A 12,759-nucleotide genomic window follows, 5' to 3' on the forward strand; every position below is an offset into this window, starting at 1 on the left:
AAGAAATTATGAAATTGGAATCACGCGTCCCGTTTCTGCCATAGTTCGGTGGGAAATGGAAATTACGGTACGGTTTTTGGAAACCCTTTGCAATGCATTTAATACCATTTTTTCCGTCTCTGCATCAAGGTTTGCGGTAATCTCATCGAGGAGCAGAATTTCAGGCTCCGCTGCGGCTGCACGGGCAATCGAGAGGAGCTGCCACTGACCCTGTGAGAAGAGATCCTGTGTACAGATCGTATCATATTGGTCCGGAAGCGCCTCGATGGTCTTTGCAAGTCCGGTCAGCTCTGCTGCTTTTTTTACATCTGTATCCGAAATCTTTGCATCATACAAAGTAATCTGGTCTTTTACCGATCCCGGCACCATGTGGAACGACTGCTCCACATAGCCGAAAACCTTTCGTTTTTTTGCATCCGGCAGATCGACAGATGGAACACCCCAAATCAGAACCATTCCTTTCTGTGGTTCATATAAACCGAGCAGCAGTTTGAAAATAGTACTCTTTCCGGCACCCGTTCGTCCCAAAAGTGTTACCTGCTCGCCTTTTTTGATCTGCAGACTTACATCGTTTAAGATGACCTGGCTTTCGTCATATCCAAACGTCACATTTTTTAGCTCAGCCGCTATGCCGTAATCTGTATTTTCAGTCAGCGCAGCCGGCTCTTTCTTCTCTTCCAGGCTGTAAAATTCATTGATTCTTTCCATACCGGCAAACGCAGACTGAATTGTCTGGATTTCCATACCAAGACTTTCGACCGGAGCAAAGATCTGGGAAATATAGTTTATAACAGCAACGGCGGTTCCGGCGGACATGCCGAACAGCTTTAAAACGGTCGGATTGCCGGAGGCCGAAAGCAGCATGACAACAGCAACAACAATGGCATTTAAAATCAGGATGACCGGAGAATAGACGGCATCGTAAAAATTGGTCTTCTCCATTGCGCTGTAGCTGTCATCAATATAGTGCGCATACTGCTGCTCCATATACGTCTCTTTCTGCAGACAGTGAATGGTACGGATGTTGTGCAGCGTCTCTGGAACGTGACCCGAAGCACGGCTGACTGCACGGCGGTTGGCAATCTGGGAGGCCAGCATGTTTTTCTGAACATAACGGGTAAAGAGGAACAGAACAGGGAGTAAAATAATCAGAACAATCGTAAGTCCACGATTAGTCACCCAGATGACGGCAAGAATGCTTAAGATTTTGCACGCATCGGCAAACATACTGATGATCCCGGAGGTAAACAGGTTTTCCACTGTGTCGATGTCACCGACAAATCTTGATACGAGAGCGCCCGGCTCCTGGCGGTTCAGCTCGTTGGCGGAAAGGCGTCCGAACTTTTCCATCAGACTGCTTCGGAGTGCATGTGTAATTTTCTGGCCGAATACCGTCAGAAGACTCTCTCGTGCCGACTCCAGAAGACCCGTCAGGGCAAGAAGTCCGAAATACAGCAGAATTCCTTCCATCCAGAGGGTATGCTTCTTTGTCAAAAGGTCAATCAGCTGTGCCAGCACAAGAGGCGGGAGCAGTGCGAAAATAACCGCACCGCAGACGACTCCCAAAAGTGCGGCTGATAAAACGCCGTGTTTTCGAACGGTTTCTTTGATTACCCGCAATACAGATTCTTTCTTTCGCATCAAAAGCTGCCTCCCTTCGTCTGGTTGCTGCAGAGCTCTGCGTAGGACGGAACCGTTGCAAGGAGTTCCTCATGTGTGCCGACCTTCGTATGGCACTCATCCATCCAGATGACCTGATCCATCTGGTCGAACAGATAGAGGCGATGGGAAATGAGGATTATAATAGAGTCTTTTGCCAGCTCCTTTAAATTTAAAAAAATTTGTGCCTCCGTCTCTTTGTCGAGTGCCGAAAACGGATCGTCGAGAACCAGAACCGGCCGTTTGTGGTACAGGGTTCGCGCAAGGGCAAGGCGCTGCGCCTGACCACCGGAGAGGCGGATACCGCCCGTTCCGACCAGAGTATGGATTCCGTTTTCCATTGCTTTCACTTCATCTTCCAGGCAGACGACTCGGATCATCTCCTCTGCGCCCTCTTTTCCCCCGAGACGGATATTCTCTTCCACGCTTCCATGGAACAGCTCCGGGTCATGGCCAAGATAACCGACCATGCGGTTCCGGTCTGCTTTTTCCATTTTTCCAAGTTCTTTTCCGCCGAAGGTGATGCTTCCCTCATACGGCGACTCGCAGAGAAAAGTCTTTCCAAGCGTTGACTTTCCGCATGCGACAGGTCCCGTTACACCGATGATCTGGCCAGGAGCCGCCTGAAACGACAGGTCATGGATGATCTCTTTTCCGTTTGGATAGGCAAAATGCAGGTGATCGACGTTAAGCTCTGCAGGTGCTGCGGCCGGAAACTCCGGTTCGGCTTTCGAATTTTGCAACAGAGGTTTGATTCGTTTCCAGGAAACCTGCGCTTTATGTACCGCATTAAAAAGCTTTGCTGCGCTCGATGATTTGGTGGCAAGCTTCGTGTAGCAGGACAAAAATGTGGTAAATACAGCAATGGTCCACGGTGTCCAACCCTCATGCAGGACGTTTCTGCCTCCAAAATACAGGATAAACAGAATGCTCGTCATCGAGATCATACGGTAAATCGGCGGCATAGCTGTGTTCCAGATATTGGCGCGCACAGCGGCAGATTCGTAAGCCGAAAGATTCTCCTCATAAGCGGCCTTTCTGTCCTCCTCACAGCCAAAGACACGATACGTGATGGCATTTGTCGCACGGTCCAGGGTTGCAGCACTTAATGCACCCGACTGTACCTTATAGGCAGCGCCCGTTTTCTGTACCATGACCTTCATCTTTTCGGCAATCACGTAGGAAATGGGTGGAAAAATCATGCAGAGAAGAGCCAGGCGCCAGTCGTACCAGAGCAGCATACACGCATAGGCGAGAAGAGCAACACCGGTATCAAAGATTTCCGTTGTAAATTTCCGCATTCCTTCTACGCAATCGTCTACATCGAGAATGGCCTTCGTCAGTACATTTCCGGTACCTTCCGCTTCCAGCTCCAAACGGCTTTTGCGAACCAGCGTTCCGTAAAGAATCTGCTTCATATGCCGGTTGACGTTGTTGGCAAATCTTCTGACATAGAACCGTTTGAAATAGCGGGAAACCTGCACAATGCCAATACTCACGACATAGGCCGTGACCAGCATCAGCATCTGGTGGAAGGTTCCTGTGCCGCCGAGGAGATCAACCAGCTTTCCTGTCATTTTTCCCTCAAACCAGGGGCCTGCAAGAAGTCCCAGATTATAGATGAGACCGGAAACCGTAACAAAAAAGAGAATTTTCCATTCTTCCTGAAAGTAAGAGAGCATCCGGTTCGGGCGAAAGGTTTCATCCTTCATCGCTGCTGCCTCCTTCTGCTGTTGCTTTTATTGTTTTATCTGCTTTTTCACTTAAAATTTTTGAAAGTTCCGCAAAATGATTCTGCCGTTCTCTCTTCGATTTCCAGTACAGCTTGTCCAGTGTTTCGCAGAAGCTTTCTGCCTCCTTTTCCGGAAGCTCCAAAAGCAGCCATTCATAAAAAACCGTTTCAATTTCTGCTTTGGAATTTTTCAAAGTTTCTGCTTTTTCCGTAGCATACAGAAGCTGGCTTCTGCCGTCCCACGGATTCGGTTTCCGGATCAGATATCCCTTTGCCTCAAGGCTTGCAGCGCGTCTTGCAGCGGCTCCTTTATCAATCTTTAACTGTTCGCGCACTTCCGTCTGCGTGATGCCCGGATGATGGCGCACCAGATGGATAAAGTCAAATTCTGCTGTGCCGATGCCCTCTTTTTTCATTGCCTGAACCGTAAATTTCCCGGCTTCCCGCGCTATTTTTGTTATTTTCCGTTCTGTTGGATCCATTTTTCTGTTCCTCCTGTCCATTCTCAATCTGTTTCAAATAGATGCATATACAACTAATTAGATGATAGTACAACTAATCGAAATTGTCAATCTATAGATCTTCTGGTTGACGAAGTATCGTCCGAACTTTATAATAGAAGTATTCGGCTGTTAAAAACAGTCAGTCTATCAATAAGGAGATGTATCTTATATGGAAAAGAAACATACGCGCGGCAGCTTTACCGGATCGATCGGCTTCGTGCTTGCTGCCGCAGGAAGCGCGGTTGGACTGGGAAATATCTGGCGTTTCCCTTATCTTGCCGCAAAAGACGGAGGCGGAACCTTTATTTTAGTTTATATCGTACTGGCTCTGACCTTTGGATTTACCCTGCTGACAACTGATATTGCCATCGGAAGAAAAACCGGACAAAGTCCGCTTGTCGCTTACGGTAAAATTCACCCGGGCTGGAACGGTCTTGGCCTTCTCGCCAGTATCGTGCCGGTTGTCATCCTGCCTTACTACTGCTCCATTGGCGGCTGGGTATTAAAATACCTGTCTGTGTTTCTCACCGGACATGGCACTGCTGCTGCCGAGGATGGTTACTTTACCGGCTATATTACCGGTACATGGCAGCCGATTGTGTGGTTGGGAATCTATCTTTTTCTTACCGCATTCGTTGTATATCGTGGTGTCAATAAGGGAATTGAAAACTACAGCAAAATTCTGATGCCGATCCTTCTGATTTTAATCATCGGAATTTCTGTTTTTTCTCTGACCCTGACCCATACCGACGCAGACGGTGTCGTCCGTACGGGACTGCAGGGTATGAAAATTTATCTTGTTCCAAATTTTAAAGGAATGACGCCGCAGAAATTTTTCACCGTCTTTGTCGATGCACTCGGACAGCTTTTCTTTTCGATCAGCGTTGCGATGGGTATCATGGTTGCCTACGGTTCCTACGTAAAAAAAGAAACAAACCTGATGAAATCGATCAACCAGATCGAAATTTTCGACACCATTGTTGCGCTGCTCGCCGGTTTGATGATCGTTCCTGCCGTATTTACCTTTATGGGGACAGAGGGTATGTCTGCCGGCCCTGGTCTGATGTTTGTCTCCCTGCCGAAGGTCTTTCAGTCCATGGGAGCAGCAGGCGGCGTAATCGGAACCATTTTCTTTCTTATGGTCTCCTTTGCAGCCATTACATCTTCCGTATCGGTCATGGAATCCATTGTTTCCTGTATGATCGACAAATTTCACATCAGCAGAAAGAAAAGCACGGTTATTGTAACCGTTTATGCATGTCTCGTCGGTATCATCGTATGCCTCGGCTACAATGCGCTTTATTTTGAACTGAAGCTTCCAAATGGCGCAACGGCTCAGATCCTGGATGTCATGGATTTCATCAGCAATAACCTTCTGATGCCGCTTGTCGCACTTCTCTCCTGTATTCTGATCGGATGGGTTGTAAAGCCGCAGGTCATCATCGATGAGGTGACTCTGGGAGGATATAAGTTCGGTCGAAAGAGGCTGTATATCGTCATGGTGAAGTTTATTGCACCCGTGCTCCTTGCCGCACTGCTGCTGCAGTCGTTCGGTATTTTAAACGTCTGATCACTGCGATACCAGATTGCTATGTGCTTTGCACTCACGCAATCTTCAAAAACATTCGTAATCCGCTCATTTTCCTTCGAAAAATGGCTCCTTACTTATGTTTTTGGCGAGGCAAGAGATCAAAAAAGCATGTTTTCCGGTGGCTTTTCCAGAAAACATGCTTTTTTTGTGCCTGTCTGCACATATTTCTAACAGGTGAAACCCTTACATCCTGCGAATTAACGTTCCATTTACACCAAGTATCTCTCCATCAAATTCCCGGGCAAAAAGTACTTCCCCGTCTCCTTTTACTTTTATCTCCTCATCCGATGCGTTGAGCAGAACTTCGATTTTATTTCCCTCTTCGTCTAGTTTAATATACTCTACACACCGATCATTTTCATAACCATTCGGAAAATGGAAATGCAGGCTTCTGCACACTTTTTCATTTCTTCGAAGCATGATCAGTTTCCGCATCGTTGCAATTTTTTTCTGATTCTCTTCGCTTTCAATTTCACTCCAAGGCATACATCTTCTGCAGTCCGGATCATGAGCGCCTTCCATTGCAATCTCCGTTCCATAATAAATACAGGGGCTTCCCGGAAGCGTAAAAAGGATTGCAAGCTGCTGGTAGAACTTGTCCAGATCGTGAAAACGGTTCATCAGCCTCTCGGTATCGTGGGAATCCAGGAGATTAAAAAGTACATCGTTATTCTGCTGCATATACATGGTATAGCAACGGTTTACCATATATTCAAATTCTTCTTTTTTCATTGTTTTATCAAGAAAGAAATCATGGATTCCACTCAGCAGCGGGTAGTTCATGACAGAATCATATTCATCTCCCTGCAGCCACTGGCTTGCATCATGCCAGATTTCCCCCAGAAGATAAATATCCGGCTTTATCGTTTTTAAATGCTCCCTTATCCGCTTTAAGAACCTGTGCGACACTTCGTTTCCTACATCGAAACGAATTCCGTCGATATCAAACTCCCGTACCCAGTCCTCACAGATTTTACAGAAATACTGTATCACCTCTTCGTTGTTTGTGTTCAGCTTTGGCATCCCGTCTGTAAATGCAAAGGAATAGAACCGTCGGTCTCTGGTGTCTCCCCTTTTTTGAACCTGTTCCCAGTCCTCTACCATAAACCAGTCCGCATAACGAGACTCTTTTCCATGCTCCAGGATATCTATCCACGGCTCAAATTTTCTTCCACTATGATTAAACACTGCATCTACCATAATGCGGATTCCTTTTTCATGTGCTTCTTTGCAAAGCGCTTTCATTGTATCCGCATCGCCAAAAAACGGATCTATTTTTGTATAATCGGTCGTGTCATATTTGTGGTTGGACTCTGCTTTCATGATCGGATTCAGATAAATACCGGTAATCCCAAGTTCCTGCAGATACGATAATCTCTGACGGATCCCTTCCAGGTTTCCTCCGAATTTTTCTTCGTTTGTTACGGTTCCGTGATTTCTCCAGGGTGTGATATCATCTCCGTTTTTTTCCGGTGTCCCGTTGCGGAACCGATCCGGGAAAATCTGATACCAGATCGTTTCGTTTACCCATGCCGGTGTGCGATTGATATCTGCCGGGTTCATCCAGGGTACAATAAAGCACTGCTGCATACGGCCATCCATCCGGAGCTGTTCTTCTGTCAGGAAACCATCCTCAAAATAATACCAGACTTCCTTTTCCGTCCGCAGCTCGAAATAATATTTGCATCTTTTGTATTCCGGAAGAAGCGTTGTTGTCCACCAGATCTGATAAGGCAGACGTTTTTTATATATCATTTCCTCTCTTTTTCCGATCCACTTTTCTTTTCCGCCCAAAATTCCGGCTTCATAAGGATCTCCGTAATGGATAAAAACCTGTTTTACATCATATCCTGTCTTGATATTGACAATCAGTCTGTCCTCATCCAGGGCATAACTCATCTGTTCTGAAGTTTTATGGTATACACCGCTAAATTCCATCTCATTTTCCTCCCGTATAGCTCTAAAGCTGTTTTTTGCATCCTTGTAAGAAACACGATCACTTTTTGTTTCGCATTGTTTCGTAACTTTACTATAAGCCTTTTTTATTTCTTCGTCAATCAATTTCCATTTTTCCCTGCGCTTTCGTAAAATTCAGATAATTTTCAGGATGATTTTTGTGCAGGATGCTTTCTTTTTTCGAAACTTAGCGAAACATTTCTTTTTCACGGTATGGATTGCTTTTTATCTTATGTTTTTATATAATGATACGGGGGCAAAAGGTTTTTTGACCCCTTTGATACCAGATTGCTACGTGCTTTGCACTCCCGCAATCTTCATATAATAGCGTTAAAAGAACTCCATCATGATAGCTGGGAGTTTACATTTTTTGTTTTGTGAAAGGATTGCCGATTATGACTACCATTCAGGATATTGCTGATAAAATGGGAGTTTCCAAGAGCACGGTATCCAAAGCGCTCAATGACGCGCCTGATATCAGCGATGCTTTACGGAAACAGGTTTTGGAAACTGCCGTAGCTCTGGGTTATACGAAGCTGCGGCGTTATAAGAAACCAACGAAAAAAGTCTGTATTATAATAGAAAAAGAAAATATGCGGTATCAGGAACCGCATCATTTTGCCTATGATATCCTGGTGGGTTTTCGTCAGATGGCAGAACCAGCAGGCTTTGATGTTGAAATTGTGCCTGTTGATATTAAGACCCAAAGAAACCAGCATTATGATGTTTTTATGCTGGAGCATGATTATATAGGAGCTTTTGTGGTCGGCTTTTCCCTGAGCGATCCCTGGATTCAAGACTTTAAAATCAGCCGCACACCGGCTGTTCTTTTCGACAACTATATAGTAGGGAATCCTTCCACCGCTTATGTAGGTATTGATAATGAGGAGGGAATGGAGCTTGCCGTCTCTTATCTTGCCGGACTTGGACACCGGAAGATCGCCTATCTGAGCAGCTCCCTCGGTGCCCGGGTTCTCCAGGCACGCCATGCTGCCTTTCTCCGTTCCATGCACCAGCATGGACTGAAGACTTCTCCTGCTGCGATCGGCTGTTCTTATTATCTGTCAGAATGTATGGAAAAGCATCTTCCCCGTTTTCTGGAAAACGGAATCACTGCTATTATTTGCAACCAGGATACCCTTGCTAGTGCAACGCTCACGCAATGTCAGCAGCTGGGATTCCAGATTCCTGATGATATCAGCATTATCGGATTTGATGATCTGCCGATTGCTGCTTGTACGTCACCGCCCCTTACAACCATCAGACAAGATCGGCTGGAGCTCGGAAAAAGTGGATTTTTTGCATTGTCAAGTCTTCTCAATCACATCCCAATCAGTACGTATTTGTTGCATGCACAGCTGATTCAGCGGGAATCGACAGGAAAGGTTCCTTCATAAATTCATCTCATCAACAATATTTGCCGGTTTTGCAGTCATTTCTACCCATGCTGGTATAAAACCGCTTTTAACAGCGTTTCTTACAGATCTGACATTAGACCAGGCGGTACAGTAAAAAGGTACTTTTTCCCTGTTTATGATCTCTTTTGTAAGTCTGCTTGTCAGTGCAGAGGCAATCCCCTGTCGTCTGTATTCCGGCAAGACATCCACACCGATCTGCCACATATCGTCGCAATCGGCAGAACAGGCGGCAAGTCCCACCAGCGTACTTCCATCATATGCGCCGACGCCAAGTACATCCAGATTCTTCCGATCTTCGCAAAGCGCATTGCTCCATTCCGGTCGATACAAATCCGCAAAATCTTCCTGTGTCAATACTCGTGTCTCATAGGCGCAGGAAAGAGTCGGTATCCGGCTGATGTCCGGCAGATAGTATTCTGCCATGAAACATATTTTGTGCCCTTTTTCAGTTAAACGTTCATTCAGCCAATGCATGTTTGGTGTCTCAAAACAGTGGTAAAATTCGAATTTGTCTACATACGCAGATACCAGATCCATAGTCTCCGGTATGGAAGCCGCCATGATATTACTTCCATAGGAAACCAGATTGCAGGTAATAGGCTCTTTCAAATATTTGCGGGCCTTCTTTCCTAAATTTATGGGAACAACAACATTTTTGTCCGCCTTGAGATCTTCCACACGGCACCCCATATCTTCCGCAGACTGCCTCATGGCAATCTCCATCATTTCACGATTCGTCATATGCTTTTCTCCTTTATGAGTTTGTAATAGAAACTGCTGGGCATCAGAGAAGCTCATTCCCTGCAGTTATTTCTGTGGATCAATTTATGATTATTCCTGGCTCTTTTTCATCTCTGCCTCAAATGTGTTTTCCGTCGTATGCGCCCGCAGAATATGAAGCAGCACTCCCGCCGCCCGCTCCATTGCAGCCGGATCGATAGAGGAATAGTTCATGACATACGTATTTTCCTGCTTTATTGCCTCCGCCGCATCCGCGTAATAGCCGGAGAGCGGCTTTAATTTCACACCACGGGATTTCGCCTGCGTGACAATCGACTCTTCTTTCAAATCCGTGCGAAGATGCATCAGAAAATGAACGCCGGCTTCTTCTTCCTCGATGGTCACATAATCACCGAGCGGCTTCTTTTCAAGCGCCCGTAAAATCAGATCTCGTTTGTTCTGATAATAGTTCCGCAGCCGGTTGATATGTTTTTCGAAACTGCCGTTCTCAATAAACTCTGCCAGTGTGTACTGCTCAAAGTTGGAAACGGTGCAGGAATAAAACGACAGCTCGCGGTAAAATTTCTCTGCCAGTGTCTGCGGCAGCACCATATAGCTGATCCGTACCGTGGAGGCAAGTGTTTTCGTAAACGTATTCATATAGATGACCTTGTCCGATACATCGATGCTCTGCAGCGTTGGAAACGGCTTTCCGCCGAGACGCAGCTCACTGTCGTAATCGTCCTCAATGATATAGTGATGATCCGATTTTGCCGCCCAGCCGAGCAGTTCATAACGGCGGCTGACCGGCATGACTGTCCCGGTTGGAAAGTGATGGGACGGGGATGTATGAATAATATCAACCGATCTTTTTTCCAGCTCCTGCACCGAAACACCGTTCTGATCGAGCGGCACTGGCTCGTACCGTACCTTCATGCTCTCATAAATCCGCGCAATTTTGTGATACCCGGGATCCTCTACTCCATAAACAAGATCGTTTCCGAGAAGCTGAATCAGAAGGTTATGCAGATACTCCGTTCCTGCGCCGACAATAATCTGCTCCGGCAGCACCTGCATTCCACGAAACTCTCGCAGATATTTTGCAATCGCACTGCGCAGCTTTAAAATCCCGGCGCACGGGGAATTGATCATGAGCTGGATCCGGTTGTCATTCAGGACAGCACGCACCGTCCGCGTCCAGATTGTAAACGGAAAAATCTCGCTGTCCGTCTGGTTACTGGAAAAATCCGCAAAATAGGAAGTCTCCCCGTTTGCTACCTGCAGGATCTCTTTTGGCACCGCATCCCGCATGGAATCCTCAATTTCCAGATCAGCCGCATAGAATCCGCGCTTTGGCATGGAATACAGATAGCCTTCCGCAACAAGCTGCGCATAGGCATTCTCGACGGTAATGACGCTGATACCCAGATTTTTCGCGAACGTCCGTTTCGACGGCAGCTTCTCTCCAGGGCGGATATTTCCCAGCAATATGTCATTTTTGATACATTTATATAAATATTCATACAGGGAATCTGACCCTATATTGGAAAAATTATACGTCAGCATCCGACCGCTCTCCTCTCATCTGACCTTACTGAATATATTTGTTTTGGCAATTTTTTTATAGTCACTTTACCAGTATACTGTGAGGCAGAGCAAAAGTAAAGCCAAAACAGAAACTAAAATTTTTCAGACACGGAGGAACTTATTATGACAGCAGCAAATGAGAGATACAAACTGAACAAAGAACTGGCACAGATGTTAAAGGGTGGCGTGATCATGGACGTTACCACTCCGGAGCAGGCGCATATTGCCGAGGAAGCTGGTGCCTGTGCCGTTATGGCACTGGAGCGGATTCCTGCAGACATCCGTGCAGCCGGCGGCGTTTCCCGTATGAGTGATCCGAAGATGATCAGCGGCATTCAGGAAGCCGTTTCCATTCCGGTTATGGCAAAATGCCGCATCGGCCACTTTGTAGAGGCACAGGTTCTTGAAGCCATCGAAATCGACTACATCGACGAGAGTGAGGTTCTCTCCCCGGCGGATGATGTCTACCATATTAACAAACGAAATTTCAAAGTACCGTTTGTCTGCGGTGCAAAAGATCTCGGCGAGGCACTCCGCCGGATCAACGAGGGAGCGTCTATGATCCGTACCAAAGGTGAGCCGGGAACCGGCGATATCGTACAGGCGGTCCGCCATATGAGAAAAATGAACAGCGAAATTCAGAAACTGACCTCAATGCGTGAGGATGAGCTGTTTGAGGCAGCCAAGGTCCTGCAGGTTCCGTACGATCTTGTTCAGTATGTTCATGATAACGGCCGTCTCCCGGTTGTCAACTTTGCAGCCGGCGGTGTGGCAACTCCTGCCGATGCAGCGCTGATGATGCAGCTTGGAGCAGAGGGTGTTTTTGTTGGTTCCGGTATCTTCAAATCCGGCAACCCGGCAAAACGTGCGGCTTCCATCGTAAAAGCCGTTACCAACTACACCGATGCGAAACTGATCGCAGAACTCTCCGCTGATCTCGGCGAGGCTATGGTCGGCATCAACGAGCAGGAAATCGCCTTACTGATGGCAGAAAGAGGAAAATAATGAAAATTGGAGTGCTTGCACTGCAGGGTGCGTTTGCAGAACATGAAAAAGTATTAGAGCAGCTTGGCGCCGAATGCATCGAACTGCGTCAGGCCCGCGATCTTGCCGAGCCTTACGATGCACTTGTACTACCGGGCGGCGAGAGTACCGTTCAGGGAAAGCTTTTAAAAGAGCTTGGCATGTTCGATATCATGAAAAGCCAGATTGAAAACGGCATGCCGGTCCTCGCAACCTGCGCCGGTGCGATTCTTCTGGCCGAAACGATCGACGGACAGATCAAGGGACAGCCGGAACAGTATTTCGGCACGATTCCGATGTGCATCAGGCGGAATGCCTACGGCCGCCAGTTAGGCAGCTTCCACACAGAAGCACCGGTTGCGGGCATCGGAACAGTGCCGATGACGTTTATCCGTGCGCCGTATATTGCATCTGTGGGGAACGGCGTGGAAGTGCTCGCGGTTGTGGAAGAGCGGATTGTCGGTGTAAAATATAAAAACCAGATGGCCTTCTCCTTCCATCCAGAACTCGACCCGGATATGAGGATTCATAAGACATTTCTTTCGATGATCAGCAACGTATAAAGCAAAA

The 12,759-nt window shown here is 46.9% G+C and carries 10 protein-coding genes; 4 read left to right on the plus strand and 6 right to left on the minus strand.

Annotation, left to right across the window (positions count from 1 at the left end):
• Positions 1–6: 6 nt before the first annotated feature.
• From PGS38_RS15475 to PGS38_RS15485, 3 genes are read right to left on the minus strand one after another with little or no spacing between them, the layout of a single operon-like run.
• Positions 7–1,641, minus strand: a complete 1,635-nt coding sequence (locus tag PGS38_RS15475) for an ABC transporter ATP-binding protein (RefSeq protein ID WP_117812797.1) — start codon at positions 1,639–1,641, stop codon at positions 7–9.
• Positions 1,641–3,371, minus strand: coding sequence for an ABC transporter ATP-binding protein (locus PGS38_RS15480; protein ID WP_117812798.1), 1,731 nt, complete (start codon positions 3,369–3,371; stop codon positions 1,641–1,643). Before PGS38_RS15480 ends, PGS38_RS15475 begins: the two co-directional genes overlap by 1 nt.
• The gene (locus PGS38_RS15485; RefSeq protein ID WP_270476410.1) at positions 3,361–3,873 is read right to left on the minus strand and encodes a MarR family winged helix-turn-helix transcriptional regulator; all 513 of its coding nucleotides are present in this window, start codon (positions 3,871–3,873) and stop codon (positions 3,361–3,363) included. Before PGS38_RS15485 ends, PGS38_RS15480 begins: the two co-directional genes overlap by 11 nt.
• A gap of 190 nt (positions 3,874–4,063) precedes the next feature.
• Between PGS38_RS15485 and PGS38_RS15490 the strand changes: the two genes are divergently transcribed.
• Positions 4,064–5,464 (plus strand): sodium-dependent transporter, encoded by a 1,401-nt coding sequence (locus tag PGS38_RS15490; RefSeq protein ID WP_118594444.1) that lies wholly within the window; start codon positions 4,064–4,066, stop codon positions 5,462–5,464.
• A 204-nt stretch (positions 5,465–5,668) separates the two neighbouring features.
• Here PGS38_RS15490 and PGS38_RS15495 read toward each other — a convergent pair whose 3' ends face one another.
• A complete protein-coding gene (locus PGS38_RS15495; protein ID WP_118594445.1) occupies positions 5,669–7,423 on the minus strand; it encodes a glycoside hydrolase family 13 protein in 1,755 nt (584 codons plus the stop codon).
• A gap of 413 nt (positions 7,424–7,836) precedes the next feature.
• Between PGS38_RS15495 and PGS38_RS15500 the strand changes: the two genes are divergently transcribed.
• Entirely contained in the window at positions 7,837–8,838 is a 1,002-nt protein-coding gene (locus tag PGS38_RS15500) for a LacI family DNA-binding transcriptional regulator (protein WP_117804963.1), read from the plus strand.
• Here PGS38_RS15500 and PGS38_RS15505 read toward each other — a convergent pair.
• Together PGS38_RS15505 and pdxR are read right to left on the minus strand one after the other, a co-directional pair.
• Positions 8,833–9,600, minus strand: a complete 768-nt coding sequence (locus PGS38_RS15505) for a GNAT family N-acetyltransferase (protein ID WP_118594446.1) — start codon at positions 9,598–9,600, stop codon at positions 8,833–8,835. The genes PGS38_RS15500 and PGS38_RS15505 overlap by 6 nt on opposite strands.
• 90 nt (positions 9,601–9,690) lie before the next feature.
• Positions 9,691–11,145, minus strand: coding sequence for a MocR-like pyridoxine biosynthesis transcription factor PdxR (gene pdxR / locus PGS38_RS15510; RefSeq protein ID WP_118594447.1), 1,455 nt, complete (start codon positions 11,143–11,145; stop codon positions 9,691–9,693).
• A 144-nt stretch (positions 11,146–11,289) separates the two neighbouring features.
• Here pdxR and pdxS point away from each other — a divergent pair, with 144 nt between their 5' ends.
• Together pdxS and pdxT are read left to right on the plus strand one after the other, a co-directional pair.
• Complete coding sequence (gene pdxS, locus PGS38_RS15515; RefSeq protein ID WP_118594448.1) at positions 11,290–12,171, plus strand: pyridoxal 5'-phosphate synthase lyase subunit PdxS; 882 nt, start codon at positions 11,290–11,292, stop codon at positions 12,169–12,171.
• The gene (gene pdxT, locus PGS38_RS15520) at positions 12,171–12,752 is read left to right on the plus strand and encodes a pyridoxal 5'-phosphate synthase glutaminase subunit PdxT (protein WP_118594449.1); all 582 of its coding nucleotides are present in this window, start codon (positions 12,171–12,173) and stop codon (positions 12,750–12,752) included. The genes pdxS and pdxT overlap by 1 nt, the downstream gene beginning before the upstream one ends.
• Positions 12,753–12,759: the final 7 nt, after the last annotated feature.

It is taken from the genome of Fusicatenibacter saccharivorans, from assembly GCF_027667425.1.
GTDB lineage: Bacteria > Bacillota > Clostridia > Lachnospirales > Lachnospiraceae > Fusicatenibacter > Fusicatenibacter saccharivorans.